This is a genomic window from Vibrio sp. 1069 (assembly GCF_033340555.1).
In genome coordinates this window covers 41,309-65,059 of sequence record NZ_JAWOWP010000004.1, presented here as the reverse complement: position 1 = coordinate 65,059, position 23,751 = coordinate 41,309, and the positions used below count along the sequence as shown (strand labels likewise).

Genomic DNA, 23,751 nt, shown 5'->3' with positions numbered 1-23,751 from the left:
GACGTAATGTGGATACCAGTCTTCCTAGTGCCATTCTCAACAATATGGTGACAGCAACGCTGATTCTTGATGATGGATTGGCCATCCGTTATGCCAATCCGGCTGCCGAATTGCTGTTTTCTCAAAGCGCCAAACGAATTATTGAACAATCACTTTCTCAATTGATTCAGCATGCGTCGCTGGATCTCGCGCTGCTCACTCAACCGTTGCAAAGTGGCCAAAGCATCACCGACAGTGACGTCACTTTCGTTGTTGATGGCCGCCCTTTAATGCTAGAGGTGACGGTTAGCCCTATCACTTGGCAAAAGCAGTTGATGCTTCTGGTCGAGATGCGCAAAATTGATCAGCAGCGCCGACTCTCTCAAGAACTGAACCAACACGCCCAACAACAAGCAGCGAAGCTGTTAGTCCGAGGGCTTGCACATGAGATTAAAAATCCGCTTGGCGGCTTACGCGGTGCGGCGCAATTGCTAGAAAAAATGCTGCCAGAGCCCTCTCTCACCGAATATACACACATCATCATTGAGCAAGCAGACCGTTTAAGGGCGCTCGTGGATCGATTACTAGGACCGCAAAAGCCAGGTAAGAAGACACAAGAGAATCTGCACCAAATTCTTGAAAAGGTTCGTCAACTGGTTGAATTAGAGTCACAACGCTCAATCATCATTGAACGAGATTATGACCCAAGCTTGCCAGAGATTTTGATGGATACAGACCAAATCGAGCAGGCAATGCTTAATATCGTCAGCAACGCCGCACAAATTCTTAGCCATCAAGAGCACGGGAAAATAACCATTCGCACCAGAACGGTGCATCAAGCCAATATTCACGGCAAACGCTGTAAACTCGCTGCTCGTGTCGAAATCACAGACAACGGCCCAGGTATTCCACCGGAACTACAAGACACGCTGTTCTATCCCATGGTCAGTGGCCGCGAGGGAGGAACTGGATTAGGGCTATCTATTTCGCAAAATTTGATCGACCAGCACAATGGAAAAATAGACGTAGAAAGCTGGCCTGGTCACACAACATTTACTATTTATCTGCCGATCTGAGTGCGCTAATGGACTTCAAGTCGCGTCAGTTTTTCGGTTTGCTGCAAGGATTACTACATGAGTAAAGGATATGTTTGGGTCGTTGATGACGACAGTTCAATTCGCTGGGTAATGGAGAAAACACTCTCCTCTGCCAACATCAAATGTGAAACCTATGCCGATGGAGAAAGCGTGTTAATGGCGCTCGAACGCGAAGTGCCGGATGTTCTAGTATCAGACATTCGCATGCCAGGTATTGATGGGTTGGAGCTACTAAAGCAAGTACAGCGCGATTACCCAGACCTTCCCGTGATTATCATGACCGCGCATTCAGATTTAGATGCGGCAGTGAATGCGTACCAAAAAGGTGCTTTTGAATATTTACCAAAACCTTTTGATATTGATGAAACTTTAACTCTGGTTGAACGAGCCATTGCACACAGCCACGAAAACAAACGCGAGCAGCTCTCTCCAGAAGACATTCCAGCAGAAACGCCTGAAATTATCGGTGAAGCACCAGCGATGCAAGAGGTGTTTCGCGCCATTGGTCGTCTTTCTCGCTCCTCTATTTCAGTCTTGATTAACGGTGAATCGGGCACGGGTAAAGAACTCGTTGCTCATGCACTGCACCGTCACAGTCCACGTGCTAACAAACCTTTCATTGCGCTCAATATGGCGGCAATTCCCAAAGACTTGATTGAATCAGAACTGTTTGGCCACGAAAAAGGCGCGTTTACGGGGGCAAACAATGTTCGTCAAGGACGATTCGAACAAGCCAATGGCGGCACTCTATTTTTAGACGAAATCGGCGACATGCCATTGGACATTCAAACTCGTTTGCTACGCGTTCTAGCTGACGGGCAGTTTTATCGAGTGGGCGGTCACTCTCCGATCAGTGTCGATGTACGAATTGTCGCGGCAACACACCAGAACTTAGAAAAGCTGGTGCAAGAAGGTGACTTCCGTGAGGACCTCTTTCATCGCTTAAACGTGATTCGCGTGCAGATCCCGGCACTGCGTGAGCGTAAGCAAGACATTGAAAAGCTTACACAGCATTTTCTTATCCGTGCGGCTGATGAGCTTGGTGTGGAAACAAAAACTCTCCACCCATCGACCGTGGAGATTCTTAACCGCCTTGATTGGCCTGGCAACGTTCGTCAATTAGAGAATATTTGCCGTTGGTTAACCGTTATGGCCAGTGGTAGCGAAGTGTTACCAAATGACTTGCCAAGCGAACTACTCGAAGAGAAAAAATCCATTTCAGACTCTGCACATGGTAGTTGGCAAGAACAATTGGCGGATTGGGCACGGCATTCACTCGCAGCAGGAGATAAAGAACTACTTTCTTACGCTTTACCAGAATTTGAACGCATTTTATTAGAAGCAGCCTTAGAGCACACTAAAGGTCATAAGCAAGATGCCGCTAAAGTATTAGGCTGGGGGCGAAATACACTCACCAGAAAATTAAAAGAATTGTACTGACAATCACTTACGTGGTGCGTTAACAACGAGCGTCGTTTGTCACTCGATATTAATAAAAACATCAGTACAATTGTGGCGCACCACCATCTATGTGATTAGGCGATGTCTACTGCTACGACTCAAATTACACTGCGTACTGCTGTTCTGATTCCATTTGTCATGATCTTCTTACTGGCGATCGGTGTCATTGTCTACGTCCAAAAACAAAGTTACGAAGAAGTGGTCACGGATATCAGTGACAAGCAACTTTCCGTGTTAACCGAAAGTGTCCACGACCACCTCAATAGCTATCTACGTAAGCCTTTTACTGCGGTTATGGCTCTCGCGCACAACGTCAGCTATCACAACCTTTATCGCCCTCACGATACCTCAGACATTCAAAACTACCTGCTAAGTGCATTCAAAAATCTTTACCAATCGATACCGCAGTTGGATGTAATCGCATTTGGTTCAGAAAACGGCGACTTTGCAGGCTTTCGCCGCGAACTTTCCGACGATTACACCTTAATGGTGCAAGATCGCCACACCGATGGTGATCTGGTTATTTATGGAACCAACCATGTGAGTAACAACATTCGAACGGTTATCTCCCAATACGATCCTCGCACTCGCCCATGGTATAAGCCCGTTGCAGAGAGCCAAAACGCCACTTGGTCTGAAATTTATACCAACGCTGATGAACGCCAGGATATTACGCTATCAGCCATGACGCCGGTGTACAAACACGACCAATTTGCTGGTGTTTTGGTGACAGACATTCGTATCAATACATTCAACGAATTCCTGCGCGAGTTAAAATACAACACTAAAGCGTCGGTCTACATCATGGACCCAGATCATCGTTTAATCGCTCACTCAGGCCCGGGAAGCGTCATCTCATGGGGCACAAAATTTTCGGATAAAGGGCAGCGTTTGCTTGCCGCTGAAAACGCAGACCCGATCATCAAAATCAGTGCGAGCCGCGTCCGGTCTTTCGATCTCAACAACACCAAGCAACCTTATACTTTTTCATTTGAACATGATGGACAACGTATTTTCAGTCGGCTAACCCCGTATCGAGACCAAGATGGCTTAACATGGTTTATTGGCACCTCCATTTCGGAGTCCGAGCTTCTCGGCCTGTTACCAAAAAGCCAGCAAGAGAGTTGGCTCGTTGGCATTATTGTAAGCCTATTTGGGATCGCCATCAGTTGGATCATTTTCAACCGAGTTACCAGACCAATTAACGCGACGGCCGCCGCCGCTCAGCACCTGGCAAATGGGGATTGGGATAGCGGCATGCCAAAGCCTGGTTATGTGTATGAGACAACCGTACTGGTTCATGCTTTTAATGAAATGGCGAACAATCTAAGAGCTTCATTCAAAGCATTGCGTGAACAGTTAGTTTATGACTCTCTAACACGCTTATATAGCCGTCAGGGTTTGGTCGAAATCTGTGAAAATCAGTCTCATCTTTGTCACGGCAGTTTATTTTTACTTGGTATCAACAAATTTAGAGATATCAACGACAGTGTGGGTCATCACAACGGCGACCAGTTGTTGGTCAGCATCGCTGAAAGGCTAAAACAGCAGTTTCGTGACAACGCATTATTGGCTCGGATTGGTGGTGATGAGTTCGCGGTGTTTCTCTCAAATGTCGACACTGAAACCAAAATTAAACAAACCGAGCGTCGATTACAGCAACTCTTTTCCACCCCATTTATGGTGGAAGGCGAGAATGTAGTGATGAAGATTTCACTTGGTATTGTACAAACCCAGCCAAACGAAACCATGCCTTTATGGTTACGCAACGCCAGCATCGCATTAAGTTACGCTAAACAAGACTCACTGACTGGTGTTTGTCACTACAGCCCAGAACTAGCGAGCGCTTCAAAGTTTCGTACGCAAATGCTGACCAAGATCCAAACTGGCATTGAAAACCGAGAGTTTATTCCTCATTACCAACCGATTGTGGATCTCGTCAGTGGCACAGTGTGTGGCGCCGAAGCACTTGCGCGTTGGCATAGTGACTCAGGTATGGTGTCACCATTAGATTTTATCCCAATCGCGGAAGAAAGCGGCATGATCAAAGCCATCGGCCAACAGATTCTGTTACAAGCTTGTCGCGACACTTACCAAGCGATCGAAAGCAAACAGTGGCCGTCGGACTTCCAACTGCATGTGAATATCTCCGTTAATCAACTATCTTGCCCAAGTTTTGTTGATACGGTGATAAGCGTATTGGATATCACGAAATTACCAGCAAGTAACCTCACACTAGAGATCACAGAATCACGTATCATTGATAGCGCACCGACCACACTAGAAAATATGACTAAACTGCGTGAAATGGGTATTGGTATCGCGATAGATGACTTTGGCACCGGCTACTCATCACTGGGTTACCTCCACTCTCTGCCGTTTACCTGCTTGAAGATTGATCGCACCTTCATCAATCAACTCACACAAGAAAACTTAAACAGTTCAGTCGTCGCTGCCGTCATCAATATCACAGCAGGTCTCAAAACTAATGTCGTCGCGGAAGGTGTCGAGGATAGCAATCAAGCACAATTACTGCGCTCTTTAGGCTGTAATCAGGTGCAAGGCTTCTACTACAGCCGCCCTATGCCACTAGAAGAATGGCCAACACATGTGGTGAACATGAAGTAGAAAAGAGCGAGAATCGTTGATTTCCTAGTCATCCTCTACTGACAATCTACCCAACTGTTATTTATACTTAACTGCAAATCTTACCCATGTATTGTCACAGATGATGTTTGGGCCCTGTTCCAGTTCATAACTATCGGATCGACAAAATGATAACGAAGAACCTTCCTCTTACTGATTTGCACCGTCACCTCGACGGTAACATTCGTACTAAAACGATTCTTGAGCTAGGCCAAAAGTTTGGCATTGCCCTACCAGCGTACGATATTGAGTCTCTCACTCCTCACGTTCAAATTGTCGAAGCGGAACCCTCTCTTGTTGCTTTCCTTTCTAAGCTCGACTGGGGTGTTGCTGTACTGGGCGATCTAGATGCGTGTCGTCGTGTCGCGTACGAAAACGTAGAAGACGCGCTAAACGCACAAATCGATTACGCAGAGCTGCGTTTCTCTCCTTACTACATGGCGATGAAACACAAACTACCAGTAGCGGGGGTTGTTGAAGCCGTCGTGGACGGTGTGCAAGCGGGTATGCGCGATTTTGGCGTGAAAGCCAACCTGATCGGTATCATGAGTCGCACATTTGGCACTGACGCATGTCAACAAGAACTGGACGGCATTCTGAGCCAGAAAGATCACATCGTTGCCGTCGACCTTGCGGGGGACGAGCTAGGCCAACCGGGTGATCGCTTTGTGTCTCACTTCAAGCAAGTACGCGATGCTGGCCTTGGGGTAACGGTCCATGCTGGTGAAGCAGCAGGTGCAGAGAGCATGTGGCAAGCAATCAATGAGCTGGGCGCAACTCGTATCGGTCACGGCGTAAAAGCGATTCACGATCCAAAACTGATGGATTACCTAGCAGAAAACCGCATTGGTATTGAATCTTGCCTGACGTCAAACTACCAAACAAGTACAGTAGAAACGCTAGAAAACCACCCTCTCAAGCAGTTCCTAGAGCATGGCGTTCTTGCGTGTCTGAACACTGACGATCCAGCGGTTGAAGGCATCGAACTGCCATACGAATACGAAGTAGCAGCACCAGCCGCTGGTCTGAGCCAAGACCAGATTCGCCAAGCGCAAATCAATGGCCTTGAGATTGCGTTCCTTTCAGAAGCAGAAAAAGCGGAACTGAGAGAAAAAGTAAAAGATCGCGCTTAAATCCAGCGAAAACATAAAAAATGCCAGCATCTGCTGGCATTTTTTATATCTTGAATCTGTATCTCTGATTAAATAACACGAGAGAATTGTTGCTGACGCGCCTTCGCTCGCAGGTACTTATCGAAGCTCATACAAATATTACGGATCAGCAAACGACCTCGCAGCGTCACACGAATTTCATTGTCATCCACTTCCACCAGCTCATCGTTAATAAAGGTCTGAAGTAGCTGTAAGTCTTCTTTAAAGTACTGATCAAACTTCACTTTAAACTCAGACTCAATGGCTTTCTTGTCTAACTTGAAGTTACAAATCAGCTGCTTAATCACTTCACGACGGAGCAAATCATCGGAGTCCAGCGAGACCCCTTTCCATAGAGCGTGACGAAGTTCGTTGACTTGAGCGTAGTATTTCTTCAGCTCTTTCTGGTTTTGCGCGTAAGCATCGCCGATCATCGAGATTGCAGAAACACCAAAGCCAACCAAGTCACATTCACCTTGTGTGGTGTAGCCTTGGAAATTGCGATGCAAAATACCTTCGCGCTGGGCAACAGCAAGTTCATCGTCCGGCAAAGCAAAGTGGTCCATACCGATAAATTGGTAGCCAGCACCGGTCAGTGTCGCGATGGTGTCTTGCAGAATCGCCATCTTCTCTTCTGCCTTTGGCAGGTCTTCGTCTTTAATCTTACGCTGCGCTGCAAATAGCTGTGGCATGTGCGCGTAGTTAAACACGGATAGACGGCCCGGCTGCATCTCTAGCACTTGTTCTAGAGTCTTGGCAAAAGATTCTTTGGTCTGCTTCGGTAAACCGTAAATCAAATCTAGGTTCGTCGAACGAAAGCCTAACTCTTTTGCGCGCGCAACCATCGCAACGATGAACTCTTCATCTTGCTCACGATTCACCAGTTTTTGCACTTCTTTGTTGAAGTCCTGAACACCGATGCTCAAGCGATTGAAGCCTTCACTACGCAGATGATCCAGCATGATCAGCTCGATTTCACGCGGGTCAACCTCGATACTGATTTCAGCATCGCTACTAAAAGTAAACTCTTGGCGTAGCAGGCTCATTACACGCGTGATTTGCTTTTCAGAGAGAAACGTCGGTGTACCACCACCAAAATGCAATTGCGTCACGGTGCGACCCACAAGTAATGCAGCACGTTGACGAATTTCGTGTTCAAGCACGTCGAGGTATTCATCCGCTTTGTGCGAGTGGCGCGTAATGACTTTATTACATCCACAGTAGTAACAAAGCTTGTGACAGAACGGAATGTGTACGTACAGCGATAATGGGCGTTCTGGGTATTGAGTGCATGCCATATCATAATCAGAAATGGTGAACGCTTCATGAAACTCCAGCGCCGTTGGGTACGACGTATAACGAGGCCCGGAATAGTTGTACTTATCCAATACCGCTTGATCCCAGACGATTTGCTGTTTCGATTCAGTGTGTTGATTCGACATGGTGGTACTTTCCGTTAAATGCTAGGGCAACGAAAGCCGTCACCCGATATTCAGAGCCGCTATTTTGCCATACGACGATGACAAGCGTGGCAACGCCGACTGGCTTTTTAAGTATAAAACTAAAGAAGTGCTAGCGTGATCACGATACCCCCATTAGCCATAAGGAAACTATTAGGGGTCGCGCTTAAATCATCTGAATATTGATTTGATTATTCAGTGGCTGGACGTTTTTCTGCAACACTTTGAGCTCCTCAATAATCGCATCAGTGAGGCGGCTTTCCGCTTTATGACGCGTCAAGTTCTGTTGCATACGCTCTTTCTTGGCAAGTTGTTGGCGTTCTTCGCCACGCGCCATATCTTTCACGATGTGGTAAAGCTCAGAAATCGCAGGGTACGTTTTATCGAAATCAACGCGGTCTTCACCTTGTACATAATCCATGATGTTATACACACGGATACTGATTTCAGATAAATCGCACTGGCCTTGAATGCCCGCCTGACACAAGGTATGCACATTCTCAAAAATGTTGGCGTTACGTTTGTCTATCGCCAATTTTTGATGCTTCAGCTGCAATTCCTTTTGCTTTTTCAATTGAAGCAGAAGGTAACCTGCATAAGAAGCGAGTGCGATGATAATCACAACACCAGCAATAGCTAATAAGGTTACATTCATAGCTTAATTATCCTTTATAGTCGTCGAAATTAATGTCGTCGAAATCTGCCAGCAAGTCATCATCGTTGCGCGTGCTTTTCTTAGCAGGTGCAGTGAAATCTTCCTCTTCTTCAGGTTCCAACAAGCCTAGTTGGTCCATTAGCTTCTCAATGCGATCGAGTTTCTCATCGACGAATTTCTGTAGACCTGTGCCCAGGTTTTCACCCGCTTCAATACGGTCTAGCAACACGTTCAATTGCGCGTCATTTTCTAGCATCTCTAGTTCTTGCTCTGCCGACAAACGACGCTCTTGCTTCGTCATTTTCTTCGCAGGTTCAACAATCAGAGGTATTTTCTTTTTGCTGCCTAAGCGCGGGTCGCGATTTTGTGCAGCAGCTTGCTTTTTCTGCTCGTTAACTTCTGAGTTACGGTTACCCGTTTTCAGACCTTTACGCTTTTTAGCACGCTTGCGTAAGCGGCCTTCCACATCAGATTCTGTACGGTTACGAGTTACAACAAACTCAGGTGCACCAGCGGCACCCGGTTTTCTAGATTTTTTACTACGGCTCATTACTGGGGTTTCCTCAGTAAAATTACATCATTACCAATAAATTCGAGTTCGAGCTTATCCCGCTCTGCTAGGAACTGGAACGTGTCACGACTAAAGAACACTACGTGAGTGAGATCGTTCTTATAATGCCATGATTTGAAAGCCTCCACGTCGATGACCATTTTCGTCATCAGGCCTATCCAGCCCCCTGGCTTAACTAAATTCAACCATTGCTTCCACACCAAATCTGGGTGGTAGAGGTGCTCTATCACCTCTGTTGCTGTCATGAAGTCGTACGTTTTTTCTAAAACCGACGTATCAGGGTGGTAGTAGAGATCGTACAACGCCATGTTGTGCCCCGCCTCTTCCAGCATCAAGGAGAGCGTTGGGCCAGGACCACAACCAAAGTCGATACCATTTGATTGTGGAGAAATTCGCTCTGTGATCGGGTCAGCAATACGCGACAAAAAGCGTCGGTAACCCAAATCATCGGGGTTGTTCTCATGCAAATCATAGTGAGCTTTTTCGCTTTCCGCATCCAAACGTTGGTCTGGATTTACGAATACCAAGCTGCACTGCTCACATTGAAGATATTCACGACGCTTATCTTCAAAATAATGGTGAGTGCGCTGATTTTGGCATAAAGGACAGGTATGCATGCTGACTTCCTCAAACAGGGATGCGAAACATACCAGAAAGTGAACTCGGATTGGAGTGTTGTTGAGTATTTTTTCAGCAATTTTTGTTAAAAAACTTTGTTTACAACCTATAAAGCTAAAGTAAGTGCTGTAATCTCAATTCAAGTTACGACTGAGCAAGTCAACGGATATAAAAAAAGCGACAGTCAGACTGTCGCTTTCTAAGTGCCATCAATTGGCGAAACTGTGTTGCACACATTTGGTGCACCAATGATCCCTTTGTTTTTAGAGCTTTCCCTGCCAAAAAGAGTTGTTTTTCATCTTCCTGATGAGTTTTGGCTATCCGTTTACTTCCTGTCTACTGAGCAACTTCCTGTGCCTGATCCGTTTCACTGTCTTAACCGTCAGACGAGATGACCATCCTTATCTGATAGGCTCCCTACCTATCTAAATCCCTTTCTAAATCACCAAGCATCCGAGCTACATCCTTGGAGACCTAAACCGTGGTCTTAAATCCTTACATTCACTCCCTGTGAACGACTTCTACTTTACGCCATCCCGTTATGCTCACAAGTAATGGGTTGAAAAAATAATCCGCCTATTTTTCTAAAAAATCAAAATTATCATTTAATCAAAAACTTAAAAACACTAACAAGAAAAAGCCAACATCAAGTATGGCAAATGTCTCACAAACTGCCGAGCCAACTATCGCTTTCGTATCCAAACTCGACTGTGATATCTGTCACGAACAAAAATGCCCTAGTGGATTCACTAGGGCATTTTTGTACAAGTTGCTCGAACGATGTAGGGACATCTACCCAACCAGCTCAAGATGCAGGATCTTGAGCGATTTAGGTATATTAGTGCAGACCGCCAACGTATTTAGACAGCACTTCGATATCTTCGTCTGTCATTTTCTTCGCGATGTCGCGCATCATGGCATTCATATCATTACCACGGTCACCATCACGGAATTTTTCTAGCTGAGCTTTGATGTAGTCAGCATGCTGACCAGAAATTTTCGGGAAACCTGAAAGCTCAGTACCATTGCCACGAGGACCATGACATGCAATACATGCGGTTAGGCCACGCTCGGCATCACCAGCGGTATAAAGCGTTTTGCCTTTTGCTACTACATCTTCAGGTGTTGAGTTTTCTGAAACTGGTAGCGAAGCGTAGTAAGCAGATAGGTCTGCGATATCTTCATCGCTCAGTGGCATTGCCATACCACTCATTACAGGATCGTAACGACCTTGTTTACCACCACTTGTCATGCCTAGCTTAAGTTCTTTTAACTGCTTCTCAAGATACTTAGCGTGTTGGCCTGCGAGTTTCGGGTACGTTGTTATTGCACTGTTGCCATCTGCTCCGTGACAGGCGACACAGGTTTGTGATTTTGCTTTACCAGCCTCAATATTACCTTGGGCCCATACTGAGCAACTGGCTAAAAGACTCAAAATTAGCGCTAATTTCTTCATGACATTCCATTATAATTATCAAGCTTCCAGTACCACGGAATGTGAACATACCGCGTACACTCATGGTACAATAGGCGACCTTATGCCGAGCACGGTTATTTTACACATTTTCACAAAAAAGTAATCAATCGACTACACAAAGTCGAGATGGAGTTAACAGTGAGCGTAAAAATTCATTACCAAAATACGCATTTCATCACCAGCGCACCCGATATTCGTCACCTGCCGGAAGACGAAGGTGTCGAAATTGCGTTTGCAGGACGCTCAAACGCTGGTAAATCGAGTGCACTTAACCGTCTAACTAATCAAAAAAGCTTAGCCAAGACATCAAAGACACCTGGTCGTACGCAATTAATCAACCTTTTCAAAGTAGAAGAAGGTTGTCACATTGTCGATCTGCCTGGATACGGTTTTGCTCAAGTACCGGTAGAAATGAAAAACAAATGGCAGAAATCTTTGGGTGAATACCTACAGAAACGCGAGTGCCTAAAAGGCTTAGTGGTTCTAATGGACATTCGTCATCCAATGAAAGATCTCGACCAACAAATGATTTTCTGGGCCATCGATAGCCACATTCCTGTGCAAGTTTTGCTAACCAAAGCAGATAAACTAAAAAGTGGTGCACGCAAACAAACTCTACTGAAAGTTCGTAAGCAAGTAGAAACTTTCGGTGGTGACGTTTCTGTTGATGTGTTCTCTTCACTGAAAGGATTAGGTGTCGATCAGCTACGTGCAAAACTGGATACCTGGTTTGCACCAGCACTAGCACACCTGATAGAAGAAGACGAACAAGAGACACCAGCGAGCGATGAAGAATAATTAACAATATTTGTTAAATTTCTTCGACACGGCCCTGCCATTTGGTGGGGCTTTTGTTTATCTGAACTAAATAACAGGCAATAAAAATCCCCGCCTTCCTGGCAGGGATAACGGGAGAGAAAAATTGGTAATTATTGTTATGTGACGAAGCATTGCTGAACTGAGATTCGATTTCAATAGGTTAAAAAGCGCTCTTGTTTCCTGTTTATCACCAAACATTCACTCCCAAAACACCCAATAGCATTACAATTCAGACAGTTAAGCCAAGCAAAGCTTCAAAAAGATGTAACTTAGTTTCCTTCAAGAAAAAATAATAGTGTGACTGGCGTAAATTTACAGGATGAATAACGCAATAAATTTGAAGGAAAAATCGAGATTTTGCAGTGACTTAGAAAGGTCAAAAAAGAAGGTTTTTAAAGGCTTACTTTAAGCTACTGATCTAAAAGAATAATTTTCTTTCGCCCAATAAAAAACGCCCCAGTCAAAAACTGACTGGGGCGGCTGAATCAGCCTAATCCAATAACGTGAAACAAAAGGTCTGAAAGATAGAACATCTTACCTCTGTACCCTACGAGTATTAATGTACAACAATTGGTCAGAATTGCAAAGAATTTTTGTAGTTTTTTTTCATGAAATTTTTATTAAGCAACATCAAAGTTAACTTTGCGCTAGCTTTTTTAATCTCAAAAAAAAGCCAGCGTTTGTGCGCTGGCTCATAATTAATTGGTTATTTTGGTCTAAAAGTGACTAATGAGCTTGATCCCAGTTATCACCATGACCTGCTTCTGCAACCAACGGTACTTTTAGCTCTGCTGCAGATTCCATCAATTTCTGTACTTTACTTTCAATTTCGGACAATGATGACTCTTCAACTTCAAAGACCAATTCATCGTGTACTTGCATTAATAACTTCACACGACCATTGCCTTCTTCCTGAATCCACTGATCAACCAACAGCATCGCTTTCTTAATGATGTCCGCTGCCGTACCTTGCATTGGTGCGTTGATTGCCGCACGTTCAGCAGCTTTACGACGCATCCCGTTGCGCGATTTGATTTCTGGCAAATGCAAACGTCGACCAAAAATCGTTTCAACATACCCTTTATCTGCTGCTGTGCTGCGTGTGTCTTCCATGTACTGCATCACGCCTGGGTAACGTTCAAAGTATGTATCCATGTACGCTTGAGCCTCACCACGAGGAATGCCTAATTGCTTCGCCAAACCAAACGCACTCATGCCGTAAATAAGACCGAAGTTAACCGCTTTCGCACGACGACGTTGCTCACTTGAAACGTCCTCAATAGAAACACCCATGATTTCTGCTGCGGTTGCCGCGTGGATATCTTTGCCATCACGGAATGCATTCAATAAAGCTTGGTCGCCAGAAAGGTGCGCCATGATGCGAAGTTCGATTTGCGAGTAGTCGACCGCTAAGATTTTATGCCCTGATGGCGTGACAAACGCTTGACGAATACGACGGCCAGCTTCGTTACGAATTGGAATGTTCTGTAAGTTCGGATCAGTAGAAGATAGACGACCCGTTGCAGTCACTGCTTGGTGGTAAGAAGTATGCACGCGCCCCGTTGATGGGTTGATCATCTTCGGCAGTTTGTCGGTGTAAGTTGATTTTAGCTTCGCCAAACCACGGTATTCCAAAATCAGTTTTGGTAGTGGGTAGTCTAGCGCGAGTTCTTGCAGAACTTCTTCATTCGTCGATGGTGTGCCTGATGGCGTTTTCTTCACAACCGGTAAACCCATTTTTTCAAATAGGATGGCTTGTAATTGCTTTGGCGAGTTCATGTTAAACTCTTGCTCTGCAATTTCGTACGCTTTCTTTTCAAGCTCATCAAGGCGAGCGGTAATCTCGACCGACTGCGCACTCAGCTTCATTTCATCGATAAAGACCCCAGTGCGTTCAATGCGCGAAAGAACTGGCACCAACGGCATTTCAATCTCTTCGTAAACTGTCTTCAGGCTTTCATCCTGCTCGATATTAGCAAACAAGCGATTGTGCAGACGAAGGGTCACATCCGCATCTTCTGCCGCGTATGGCGATGCTTGTTCCAGTTCGATTTGGTTAAACGTAAGCTGATTTTTGCCTTTACCTGCAATTTGCTCAAAAGAAATGCAGCTGTGCTGTAGGAAGCGAAGCGCCAAGCTGTCCATATCGTGTTTACCGCCGACACTGTTGTAGATATACGATTCCAACATCGTGTCGTGCTTAATACCTTTTAGCTCAATGTCGTAACGAGCGAGTACAGACGCATCATACTTTAAGTTTTGACCGACTTTTGCTTTCGCTGCATCTTCAAGAATTGGCTTCAGCTGTTCTAGTACCCAATCACGATCAAGCTGTTCAGGCGCATCTAAATAGTCATGTGCAACTGGCACATAAGCCGCAATACCTTCATCGACAGCGAATGACAAACCAACTAGATTCGCTAGCATGTAATCTAGGTTATCGGTCTCCGTATCAAATGCAAACAGCTCAGCCGTTTGAAGTTTATCTAGCCAAGCATTGAAGGTTTCTTTATCCAGAATTGTTTCATATTGGCTGCGATCGATTGTTACCGCAGAAGTTTCCATCTCGGCTTGAGAAGAAGAAGCTTGTGAAGATCCTGCAAGCTCTACGGCCTCCACAGATCCAGAACCGCCTTCAAGTAGTTCATTCAACCAAGATTTAAACGTCAGTTGGCCATACAGCTTCACTAATTCGTCTTTATTTGGTTCCGCTTTCAGCAATGATTCTGGCGTTTCCTCAAGCTCAACATCCAATTTGATGGTCGCGAGCTCATACGAAAGCATGGCATTTTCTTTGTTGTCGATGAGCTTTTTCGCCATGGTTTTAGAACCACGGAAACCAAGCCCTGCAATATCATCGAGGTTTTCATACAACTTCGTCAGACCACCAATACCTTGCAGTAGTGCGGTCGCTGTTTTATCACCGACACCCGGTACACCAGGAATGTTATCTACTTTATCGCCCATCAGTGCTAAGTAGTCGATGATCAACTCAGGTGGAATGCCAAACTTTTCAACCACACCTTCACGATCCATTACGACGTTCGTCATGGTGTTGATCAAGGTAATGTTATCATCCACTAGCTGCGCCATGTCTTTATCACCAGTACTGATCAATACAGGCATGCCCTTTTGTGATGCTTGGTATGCTAACGTACCGATGACGTCATCCGCCTCGACGCCAGGAACACAGATCAGCGGCAAACCCATTGCACGAATAACATTGTGTAATGGTTCAATTTGACAACGCAGGTCATCCGGCATTGGCGGACGATTCGCTTTGTATTCTGCATACATATCATCACGAAAGGTTTTTCCCTTTGCATCGAAAACCACCGCGATGCGCTCAGACGCAAACTGACGCATCATGCTGCGTAACATGTTCACGACGCCGTAAACGGCATTAGTTGGAATTTCACCATTGCTCATGGTGCCCGGGTAGGCGTGAAAAGCGCGATATAGGTAAGAAGAGCCGTCGATAAGGATCAACGGATTTTCAGGAATACTTGCCATAATTGTCTGTATCCAATTCAGTACTTGAGAGATCTGCCTAGGATGCCATGACTGCTGATCTGAATCTATCTTGTTCGCTCGATCTAGGTCGCGTAAATTTTTCCGACTTTATTCACGAAAACACCACCTCCTGTGGATAACTCTGTTTATAGAAATTATCCACTGGTTATCCAATAACAAAAAACACAAGAAAACACCAACCCAAACCATTGATTAATAACAACAAATTCGCATAACGGCGAGAAGATCAACGATCCTAAAATGATCATCGCATGTGGAAAAGATATTAATAGTGACGTCAAATAGAAATCGTAGAAAAGAAAAAAGCGACCCGAATGGGGTCGCCTAGCAGAAGTGGTAAAGCAAATTCTGTAAATAGAGCAGCTTAACCAAGAAGCTATAAATTACACTGGAAGCAATGTGAGCAATGTCGTGTCAAAAAGAATTCGTGCAAGTTCTCGGAAAAATGTTTCATCACTTCTCAACTTTCAGTTAATTAACTTCTGTTAATAAGTCACTCAACGTCCTTGTGAACTTTCCTCATTCCCTAAGACAGGTTTAATAATAATGATTCTCATTTCGTAGTCAACAGTTAAATGAGAAAAAATCTCATTTATTTTCACATTGCTTTAATGAAATGCACTCGAGATTCTCGAAGATTTACTTTTTCTTCAAACTTTTCAATTATATAGCCATTTCTCAATAACAAGCGAAGCATAGCCGGAAACTGGTTTCGAGATTTCACTTTTAATGTGTTGTAGCCTTGTTCTGCCACCCAATCCTCTTGAGCTTCCAAAAGCAGTTGTGCCACGCCTTCATTTCGAGCTTCAGGGACAACACCACCTAACCAGCTATAGAAAACACCATCCTCTAATTCGTAACCTATTTTGAAGCCGACAATCGTGCCATTTTTTTCTGCAACGAGGATTAAACTGTTTTTCTCTTCTAAACGTTGAGTCATGGAGTCTACCGTTTCTCCTTTCGAAAACTCGGTAACACGCGCCACAACTTGAAGTGCTTCTTCCAATGTGCCTTCACGAATCAGCATTGTCATTGTTCTCTTCTCCAAAATAAAAATACCCAAGCACCTTGGATTGTTACTGTTGTAATCCGCCTGAGGTTACTTGGGTATATACAGACGAACAACTCTTGTTGGTCTGGTATTTCTCACTGAGCGATAATTACTCTTCTGTCGCTTCCGGAGTACGATTTAGGTGTTGAGCAGTTTGTGCATTCTCTTCTGCCAACCACTCAGCAACGTCTTTCGCAAAGTACGTTAAGATGCCATCTGCACCTGCACGTTTGAAGCACAATAGTGATTCCATCACAATTTCACGCTCTTTGAGCCAGCCATTCATGATCGCCGCTTTATGCATCGCGTACTCGCCAGAGACTTGATAAGCAAATGTCGGTACTTGAAGTTCAGTTTTTACTCGGCGAACTACATCTAAGTATGGCATACCAGGTTTAACCATCACCATGTCCGCACCTTCATTGATGTCTAGCGCCACTTCGTGAATCGCTTCATCAATGTTTGCTGGGTCCATTTGGTAGTTTTTCTTGTTGCCGCCTTTTAGATTTGAAGAAGAGCCAACCGCATCACGGAATGGTCCGTAGTAGTTCGATGCGTACTTAGCCGAGTAAGCCATGATTTGAGTATGAATGTAGCCCGCGTTTTCTAATGCTTCGCGGATCTTACCAATTCGGCCATCCATCATGTCTGAAGGCGCGACTACGTCAGCACCCGCTTCTGCATGAGACAAAGCCTGCTTAACCAATACTTCTGTGGTTTCATCATTCATTACGTAGCCATCTTCATCGATGATGCCGTCTTGGCCATGTGTCGTGAATGGGTCAAGTGCCACGTCTGTGATTACACCAATTTGAGGAATGTGTTCTTTAAGCGCTCGTACTGCTCGCTGAACCAAACCTTCTGGGTTGTAGGCTTCAGTAGCACATAGGCTTTTAGCGTCTTGGTTTACGACAGGGAAAAGCGCGATTGCTGGAACGCCTAGATTTGCAAGGTATTGCGCTTCTTCTAGCATTAAATCAATCGACAAACGCTCTACACCCGGCATGGACTCCACGCTCTCACGACGATCTTTACCCATAAGAATGAACATTGGGTAAATCAGATCATTAACAGAAAGTTGGTTCTCAGCCATCAAACGACGACTAAAATCGTGCTTACGTAAACGACGCATACGGCGTGCAGGGAATGGACCTTGAATTGATACAGACACCATTTTCTCCTTGTCTGGACGGTTATGATGATCAAATCATCTGGTGAACAAAATCATATCACTCTTGATGCATGTTGCGAGTGACAATCTGGAAAAAGGTAATGAAAAAAACTGAAAATGACCCAGCACTCACACTCAAGTATACTTCGAATACGAAACCAACCATGAAGCACAGAGAGTAACGATGATCGATACCCACGCGCACATCTATGCTAGCGAATTTGATAACGACCGCGATGAAGTAGTACAACGCGCCTTAACGCAAGGCATTAATAAAATCCTGTTGCCAAACATCGATCTGGACTCAATTGAGCCCATGCTAAAAACCGAAGCGGCATATCCTGACGTATGCCACTCAATGATGGGGCTGCACCCTTGCTATGTGGATAACAACGTTGAGCAAACGTTGGAGATCATCCGCGGCTGGTTTGAGAAACACAAGTTTATTGCGGTGGGCGAAATCGGTATCGACCTGTATTGGGACAAAACCTATCGTGCTGAGCAAGAAATGGCGTTCGTAGCTCAACTTGACTGGGCAAAAGAGATGGATTTGCCGGTCGTTATCCACACTCGTGATTCGATTGAAGAAACACTCACTTTGCTACGACAAGAGCAAGATGGTCGTCTGCGTGGTGTATTCCACTGTTTTGGAGGCAGCTTAGAAGAAGCACAAGCAATCAATGAGCTAGGCTTCCACTTAGGCTTAGGTGGCGTATCAACCTTTAAGAATGGCGGGATGGATAAAGTCATTCCACATTTGGATATGCAGTGGGTCATTTTAGAAACCGACTGTCCATATTTAGCGCCTGTGCCACACCGTGGTAAACGTAATGAACCAGCCTACACTTCTCTCGTTGCACAACGTGTTGCCGACTTGCGTGATGTCGACATCGCAACCATCGATGCCATAACGACTGAGAATGCCAAAACGCTGTTTAATATTTAATTCACGAGAATTGAAAAAAGCGACGAAATCAACGTCGCTTTTTTATCACCTAAACTATTGAATGAACGATTCAACCCGTTGAAATAGTAGAACAATCCATACAAAATTATTGATAAACATAATAATTAACTAGCAACTCTACTTACTTCTCATATCGTCACTTTACTTCGTCCGCTTTGCAAAACTGTCGACAACTCGACACATTATTTTTCTATACTGATTTACGCCCATTAATTAGCACAAATGTAAAACAGCATGAATATGGAAGTTGAAGTGTGTACACATGGTGCTTACTTACAACGCGTACCGCGCAGTTTTTTTCAAAAGCTGCTGGGCATCAAGGAAGTATACGTATGCACAAAATGTGGTTACGTCATGAAAGTTAAGTAATTAGCCCAAGAAAAAACCAACCGCAAAAAAAAGCGGCTCAATTGAGCCGCTTTTCACATCTAGATTAGCCTTATTCTTCGGTTTCCGCTTCTACTTCTTCGCTTCGACGAGTATAAAAACGCGCGAAGAACAAACCGACTTCAAACAGTAAACACATCGGAATAGCGAGTAAGGTTTGCGAGATCATGTCTGGTGGCGTTAACACCATACCTACGACAAACGCAGCCACTATAATATAAGGACGTTTCTGTCTTAAATCTTCTGGTGTAGTGGCCCCAGTCCAACACAACAAAATAATCGCAACAGGCACCTCGAATGCGATACCAAACGCCATAAATAGCGCCAGCACAAAGTCGAGATAACTCGAGATATCAGTTGCAAACTCTACTCCACCAAGAGAGATGGCGGTAAAGAAGCCAAACACCAATGGAAATACCACGAAGTAGGCAAATGCCACTCCACAGTAGAACAATAGCGAACTAGAGAACAGCAGTGGCATGATCAATCGACGTTCATGCTTGTACAAACCTGGCGCTACAAATGCCCACACTTGATACAAGATAAACGGCACCGCAATAAATACCGAAGCAATTAACGTCAGCTTAAGTGGCGTAAAAAAAGGTGACGCTACATCCGTAGCAATCATGGTCGCGCCTTCAGGTAGACGTTCTACTAAAGGTGCGGAAACAAACTCGTAAATGTGGTTAGAGAAATAAATTAGTCCGACAAACACGACCAACACTGCGAGGATTGAGCGCAGTAGTCGGTTGCGAAGCTCCAACAAATGACTAATTAAAGGTTGTGTCTGCTCGACGGTAGACATGGCAAACCTCTTATTAAAAACCAGATCAAAAAGGAGCTACCAATCACTAGTAGCTCCTCCTAATGAGACTATTCGGCTTTCTTATCTGCCGCTGTAACCTTGCTCTCTTCCGCTCTCTCTACCTTTTCTGCTGCTGGCTCTGTTTTTACAGGCTCAGCCTCTGAATCGGTGTTCTTTGCGTAAGGACGATTTACAGATTGCGCTGCCTTCTTCAATTCTTCGACTGAAGATTTCAACTCAGGGGACAAATCATCCATCCCCATTTGTTCTGCTTTGCGCAAGTTTTCTTGCAGCTCTTGGACTTTCAGCTCGTGTGACAATTCGTCTTTGACGCTATTTGCCATACTCTTAGCGGCACCGATAAAGCGAGACACGCTGCGAATAGCATGAGGCAAACGCTCCGGCCCAAGAACGACCAGACCAACAACAGATATTAATACCAGTTCCCAAAAACCGATATCAAACACGTTTTACGCCTGCTCTTTGTCTTTTTTCGTTTCAGGAGCAGCTTCTTTTTTCTGCTGCTCTTCTAGACTTTTTGGTTCGAAGTCTGCGTCTTTGTCATTTTTCGCAGGTTCATCTTCGCTCATCGCTTTTTTGAAGCCCTTAACGGCACCACCCAGATCGCCACCGATACCGCGTAGTTTCTTTGTTCCGAATAGCAATACAACAATTACAGCAATGATTAGAAGTTGCCAAACACTGATACCACCCATTCTCTTTACCTCGGGTCTTTAAACAAACAAAAATATTTCAAGAGTTTAACGTCTATTGACGATAAGCTCGCCAACTAAGCAGCCAAAATGTGACACCTGCGATACCGCAGGCCAACGAAAGCTGCTCAAAAGCATCGTTCACCAATATTGCCGAGCATACGACTAAAGTCGCGCCAACGCCAAACAAAAACTTTCCTGTCGCCTGCTGGCGCTTGCTCTGGCGATACCCTTGATAAAGCTGATCCATACGTTGATTCATCGCTTTACCTTGTTTCAGGCTATCGTAAAGTAGCTCTGGCAGTTCAGGTAATTTCTCTGCCCAAAATGGTGCGCGGTCTTTAATCGCATTCACTAGAGCTTGCGGCCCAACTTGATTCATCATCCATTCCTCCAGGAATGGTTTTGCGGTCTCCCACAAATCGAGTTGAGGATATAGCTGCCTACCAAGCCCTTCCACGTACAATAGCGTTTTTTGCAACAGTACAAGCTGTGGCTGAACCTCCATATTGAATCGACGTGCCGTGTTGAACAAATTCAACAACACATGACCAAAGGAGATTTCGCACAATGGCTTAGCAAAAATAGGCTCACACACAATGCGAATCGCGAACTCAAACTCATCGACATTGGTATCCGCAGGCACCCACCCTGAATCCACATGTAACTCCGCCACTCGGCGGTAGTCACGATTGAAAAACGCCAGGAAGTTTTCCGCCAGATAACGCTTGTCTTCGCTATTAAGTGTACCAACGATTCCGCAATCTAGCCCTATCCACATTGGGTTCTCTGGATGTTCGGGGTTGACGAACACATTACCCGGATGCATATCGGCATGGAAAAAGCTGTCTCGGAACACCTGAGTGAAGAACACACTCACACCGCGTTCCGCGAGCAATTTCATATTGGTGCCATTTGCTTTCAAGCCTTCAATATCAGAGACTTGAATGCCATATATTCGCTCAGAAACCATGACAGTTTCATTACTGAAGTCGGGAAAAACTTCAGGAACATACAATTCTTCGCTGCCCTCAAAGTTGCGGCGCAACTGAATGGCATTCGCCGCCTCACGTCGCAAGTCGAGTTCATCAAGCAGGGTTTTCTCGTACTCACGCACGACTTCAACTGGTTTTAAACGACGTGCTTCAGGCATCGCTCCGGCGACTATACGCGCCATTCGGTGCATCAGTTTTAGATCTGAATCAATGACTGGGCGAATATCTGGGCGGATAACCTTTAATACCACTTCTTGGTTAGTGTCTTTTATGCGCGCAGTATGTACTTGAGCAATCGACGCAGACGCCAGTGGTTTGATATCAAACTCGGTAAACCATTTTTCTAACGGACCACCTAATGCTTGCTCCATCTGCTTTTTTGCCAACTCGCCATCAAAAGGCGCGACTTGGTCTTGAAGTAAAGCTAGGGGATCAGCGATATGCGGAGGAAATAAGTCACGGCGCGTCGACATCATCTGACCGAACTTAATCCAAACCGGCCCCAGCTCTTGCAGTGCTAAACGCAGACGTTCACCGAGTGGTTTTTCTGGGTGCTTGTTCTTAATCCAAAACAAGCTTTTGCGCAGTAAAAGCGGCGCTTTGGTCAGTTGGTGATCGGGAAGCAGCTCATCTAAGCCGTATTCCAGTTGTACTTTGGCGATGTGGTATAAGCGCTTTAGTTCTGCTGGCGTCATGGTTTCTCCAATGCAGGCTTATCTGCATCCAGCTTATTCAGCAAAGCCGTTAAACGAGCTTCAATGCGAGAAGCCTGGCTGCGAACCTCATCAACTTGGTCGCAGAAATAGGCCACTTCTAACGGAGCGGGAGCCAGTTTCCATTCTTCAGTCACTACTTGCGCCAGATGACGCTGGTGTTTTTCTGCTTGAGACGCAAGAAAGTTGCCGATGTTTTTTGAACCTTGCACAAAGGTATGTGCGGCGACATCGCCAGTCACGCGAGACAACCACTCTTCAACATCTGGTTTGCAATCCACCATCAACTGAGAGAATTTCTGCGCCAATTGAATATCGCCTTCAAGTTCAAGTTTATCTTGTTTAATAAGACGAGTGATGTTGGCCTGATCGCGCAGCTCTGGTAACACACTCAAGTTGAGCGATAGGTAGCAGTTAGGCTGCCCTTCGTAATAACCAAGCACATCAATTTGCTGACTAAAAACGAATGTCAGTGTTTTATTGATCTCTTTCAGGTGAACTTGAATAACTTGACCTTTTAGACGCGCTAAACGACGGCCCAATGCAGGGTCGTCTTTGATCAGTGTATTCAGTGACGTTTCAATCACAGCGGTGATAAGTGGTTCAAATGGCATGCCGTTAACCCTTAGAATTTATAACCGCGATGCAAAGCCACAATACCACCAGTTAAGTTGTAGTATTTGGTGTTTTCAAAACCTGCGTCTTGCATCATGCCTTCCAGCGTTTCTTGGTCTGGATGCATACGGATTGACTCCGCTAGGTAGCGGTAACTCTCTGAGTCATTCGCAACTAGCTCACCGATTCTCGGCAACAAGTGGAATGAATATGCGTCGTATACTTTCGATAACGGCTCTAGCACTGGTTTTGAAAATTCCAACACCAATAGACGGCCGCCTGGCTTCAGTACGCGGAACATTGAACGAAGCGCTTTGTCTTTGTCAGTCACATTACGCAAACAAAAACTGATGGTGATCACATCAAAATAATCATCTGGGAACGGCAGTTCTTCTGCGTTGGCTTGAACGTAGTGCACGTTACCCACAATACCGTTATCACGCAGTTTATCGCGACCAACGTTAAGCATTGAGTTATTGATATCGGCAAGGATGACATGGCCTTCATCGCCAACAATGCGCGAGAATTTCGCCGTCAAATCACCCGTACCACCACCTAGGTCAAGAATACGTTGGCCAGGGCGAGCACCACTACAATCGATAGTGAAGCGCTTCCAAAGGCGGTGAATACCACCAGACATCAGGTCATTCATGATGTCGTATTTTGTTGCCACGGAGTGGAATACTTCGGCAACCTTAGTCACTTTTTCGTCTTTTGCCACTGTAGAGAAACCAAAGTGAGTGGTTTCATTCTCTAACGCTGTATTGGATTGCAAACTTGTGTCCGTCATTCTAATTCCTCTTAGGCAGCGCTTTCCTCTACGGGGCGTTTGTTGACAAATAAAATCGCCCACTGCACTGCGGGCG

At 45.1% G+C, this 23,751-nt stretch carries 20 protein-coding genes; 6 read left to right on the top strand and 14 right to left on the bottom strand.

The window, feature by feature from the left end; all coding sequences use genetic code 11:
- Positions 1-8: 8 nt before the first annotated feature.
- From glnL to add, 4 genes are all read left to right on the top strand, one after another.
- Positions 9-1,055 (top strand): nitrogen regulation protein NR(II), encoded by a 1,047-nt coding sequence (glnL, locus tag R7040_RS08240; RefSeq protein ID WP_017821940.1) that lies wholly within the window; start codon positions 9-11, stop codon positions 1,053-1,055.
- A 57-nt stretch (positions 1,056-1,112) separates the two neighbouring features.
- Positions 1,113-2,516, top strand: coding sequence for a nitrogen regulation protein NR(I) (glnG, locus tag R7040_RS08235; RefSeq protein WP_017821941.1), 1,404 nt, complete (start codon positions 1,113-1,115; stop codon positions 2,514-2,516).
- Between the two features lie 102 nt (positions 2,517-2,618).
- Positions 2,619-5,165 (top strand): EAL domain-containing protein, encoded by a 2,547-nt coding sequence (locus R7040_RS08230; protein WP_258469712.1) that lies wholly within the window; start codon positions 2,619-2,621, stop codon positions 5,163-5,165.
- 146 nt (positions 5,166-5,311) lie between these two features.
- Positions 5,312-6,316, top strand: coding sequence for an adenosine deaminase (gene add, locus R7040_RS08225; protein WP_005379257.1), 1,005 nt, complete (start codon positions 5,312-5,314; stop codon positions 6,314-6,316).
- A 68-nt stretch (positions 6,317-6,384) separates the two neighbouring features.
- Here add and hemN read toward each other — a convergent pair whose 3' ends face one another.
- The 5 genes from hemN to R7040_RS08200 all read right to left on the bottom strand — a co-directional run bounded on the left by hemN (position 6,385) and on the right by R7040_RS08200 (position 11,094).
- A complete protein-coding gene (gene hemN, locus R7040_RS08220) occupies positions 6,385-7,776 on the bottom strand; it encodes an oxygen-independent coproporphyrinogen III oxidase (RefSeq protein ID WP_158159536.1) in 1,392 nt (463 codons plus the stop codon).
- Positions 7,777-7,960: 184 nt separating this feature from the next.
- A complete protein-coding gene (locus R7040_RS08215; RefSeq protein WP_005379254.1) occupies positions 7,961-8,449 on the bottom strand; it encodes a DUF2489 domain-containing protein in 489 nt (162 codons plus the stop codon).
- Positions 8,450-8,456: 7 nt separating this feature from the next.
- Positions 8,457-8,999 (bottom strand): Der GTPase-activating protein YihI, encoded by a 543-nt coding sequence (yihI, locus tag R7040_RS08210; RefSeq protein ID WP_025768295.1) that lies wholly within the window; start codon positions 8,997-8,999, stop codon positions 8,457-8,459.
- On the bottom strand, positions 8,999-9,637 hold the full coding sequence (locus R7040_RS08205; protein ID WP_005379250.1) for a class I SAM-dependent methyltransferase: 639 nt from the start codon (positions 9,635-9,637) through the stop codon (positions 8,999-9,001). Before R7040_RS08205 ends, yihI begins: the two co-directional genes overlap by 1 nt.
- Positions 9,638-10,476: 839 nt before the next feature.
- Complete coding sequence (locus R7040_RS08200) at positions 10,477-11,094, bottom strand: c-type cytochrome (protein ID WP_005379248.1); 618 nt, start codon at positions 11,092-11,094, stop codon at positions 10,477-10,479.
- A gap of 159 nt (positions 11,095-11,253) precedes the next feature.
- Here R7040_RS08200 and yihA point away from each other — a divergent pair, with 159 nt between their 5' ends.
- Entirely contained in the window at positions 11,254-11,913 is a 660-nt protein-coding gene (gene yihA / locus R7040_RS08195; protein ID WP_064353516.1) for a ribosome biogenesis GTP-binding protein YihA/YsxC, read from the top strand.
- Between the two features lie 747 nt (positions 11,914-12,660).
- Here the strand turns inward: yihA and polA are convergent.
- The 3 genes from polA to hemB form a co-directional block, all read right to left on the bottom strand.
- Positions 12,661-15,447, bottom strand: a complete 2,787-nt coding sequence (gene polA / locus R7040_RS08190; RefSeq protein ID WP_318081298.1) for a DNA polymerase I — start codon at positions 15,445-15,447, stop codon at positions 12,661-12,663.
- Between the two features lie 619 nt (positions 15,448-16,066).
- Positions 16,067-16,501 carry a GNAT family N-acetyltransferase gene (locus R7040_RS08185; RefSeq protein WP_005379245.1) on the bottom strand — a complete coding sequence of 145 codons (435 nt, stop codon included), beginning with the start codon at positions 16,499-16,501 and terminating at the stop codon, positions 16,067-16,069.
- 127 nt (positions 16,502-16,628) lie between these two features.
- A complete protein-coding gene (hemB, locus tag R7040_RS08180; RefSeq protein WP_031777176.1) occupies positions 16,629-17,690 on the bottom strand; it encodes a porphobilinogen synthase in 1,062 nt (353 codons plus the stop codon).
- Between the two features lie 184 nt (positions 17,691-17,874).
- On the opposite strand from hemB, the gene R7040_RS08175 reads away from it, so the two are divergent.
- Complete coding sequence (locus R7040_RS08175) at positions 17,875-18,636, top strand: TatD family hydrolase (protein ID WP_017635020.1); 762 nt, start codon at positions 17,875-17,877, stop codon at positions 18,634-18,636.
- 460 nt (positions 18,637-19,096) lie between these two features.
- Here the strand turns inward: R7040_RS08175 and tatC are convergent, their stop codons facing one another.
- The 6 genes from tatC to ubiE form a co-directional block, all read right to left on the bottom strand.
- The gene (tatC, locus tag R7040_RS08170) at positions 19,097-19,849 is read right to left on the bottom strand and encodes a twin-arginine translocase subunit TatC (RefSeq protein ID WP_005379234.1); all 753 of its coding nucleotides are present in this window, start codon (positions 19,847-19,849) and stop codon (positions 19,097-19,099) included.
- 68 nt (positions 19,850-19,917) lie between these two features.
- Entirely contained in the window at positions 19,918-20,316 is a 399-nt protein-coding gene (gene tatB / locus R7040_RS08165) for a Sec-independent protein translocase protein TatB (RefSeq protein WP_258635047.1), read from the bottom strand.
- Positions 20,317-20,319: 3 nt separating this feature from the next.
- On the bottom strand, positions 20,320-20,565 hold the full coding sequence (gene tatA / locus R7040_RS08160; protein WP_005382958.1) for a Sec-independent protein translocase subunit TatA: 246 nt from the start codon (positions 20,563-20,565) through the stop codon (positions 20,320-20,322).
- Between the two features lie 52 nt (positions 20,566-20,617).
- The gene (gene ubiB, locus R7040_RS08155) at positions 20,618-22,252 is read right to left on the bottom strand and encodes a ubiquinone biosynthesis regulatory protein kinase UbiB (RefSeq protein WP_033905891.1); all 1,635 of its coding nucleotides are present in this window, start codon (positions 22,250-22,252) and stop codon (positions 20,618-20,620) included.
- Positions 22,249-22,884 (bottom strand): SCP2 domain-containing protein, encoded by a 636-nt coding sequence (locus R7040_RS08150; protein WP_137281627.1) that lies wholly within the window; start codon positions 22,882-22,884, stop codon positions 22,249-22,251. Before R7040_RS08150 ends, ubiB begins: the two co-directional genes overlap by 4 nt.
- A gap of 11 nt (positions 22,885-22,895) precedes the next feature.
- Complete coding sequence (gene ubiE / locus R7040_RS08145) at positions 22,896-23,675, bottom strand: bifunctional demethylmenaquinone methyltransferase/2-methoxy-6-polyprenyl-1,4-benzoquinol methylase UbiE (protein WP_005379210.1); 780 nt, start codon at positions 23,673-23,675, stop codon at positions 22,896-22,898.
- Positions 23,676-23,751: the final 76 nt, after the last annotated feature.

Coding starts and splice junctions, on each gene's coding strand:
- R7040_RS08205 (WP_005379250.1), bottom strand. CDS start 9,637: ATGCATACCTGTCCTTTATGCCAAAATCAGCGCACTCACCATTATTTT.
- tatC (WP_005379234.1), bottom strand. CDS start 19,849: ATGTCTACCGTCGAGCAGACACAACCTTTAATTAGTCATTTGTTGGAG.
- ubiE (WP_005379210.1), bottom strand. CDS start 23,675: ATGACGGACACAAGTTTGCAATCCAATACAGCGTTAGAGAATGAAACC.
- ubiB (WP_033905891.1), bottom strand. CDS start 22,252: ATGACGCCAGCAGAACTAAAGCGCTTATACCACATCGCCAAAGTACAA.
- R7040_RS08175 (WP_017635020.1), top strand. CDS start 17,875: ATGATCGATACCCACGCGCACATCTATGCTAGCGAATTTGATAACGAC.
- add (WP_005379257.1), top strand. CDS start 5,312: ATGATAACGAAGAACCTTCCTCTTACTGATTTGCACCGTCACCTCGAC.
- tatA (WP_005382958.1), bottom strand. CDS start 20,565: ATGGGTGGTATCAGTGTTTGGCAACTTCTAATCATTGCTGTAATTGTT.
- yihI (WP_025768295.1), bottom strand. CDS start 8,999: ATGAGCCGTAGTAAAAAATCTAGAAAACCGGGTGCCGCTGGTGCACCT.
- polA (WP_318081298.1), bottom strand. CDS start 15,447: ATGGCAAGTATTCCTGAAAATCCGTTGATCCTTATCGACGGCTCTTCT.
- hemN (WP_158159536.1), bottom strand. CDS start 7,776: ATGTCGAATCAACACACTGAATCGAAACAGCAAATCGTCTGGGATCAA.
- R7040_RS08150 (WP_137281627.1), bottom strand. CDS start 22,884: ATGCCATTTGAACCACTTATCACCGCTGTGATTGAAACGTCACTGAAT.
- R7040_RS08215 (WP_005379254.1), bottom strand. CDS start 8,449: ATGAATGTAACCTTATTAGCTATTGCTGGTGTTGTGATTATCATCGCA.
- glnG (WP_017821941.1), top strand. CDS start 1,113: ATGAGTAAAGGATATGTTTGGGTCGTTGATGACGACAGTTCAATTCGC.
- R7040_RS08230 (WP_258469712.1), top strand. CDS start 2,619: ATGTCTACTGCTACGACTCAAATTACACTGCGTACTGCTGTTCTGATT.
- R7040_RS08185 (WP_005379245.1), bottom strand. CDS start 16,501: ATGACAATGCTGATTCGTGAAGGCACATTGGAAGAAGCACTTCAAGTT.
- R7040_RS08200 (WP_005379248.1), bottom strand. CDS start 11,094: ATGAAGAAATTAGCGCTAATTTTGAGTCTTTTAGCCAGTTGCTCAGTA.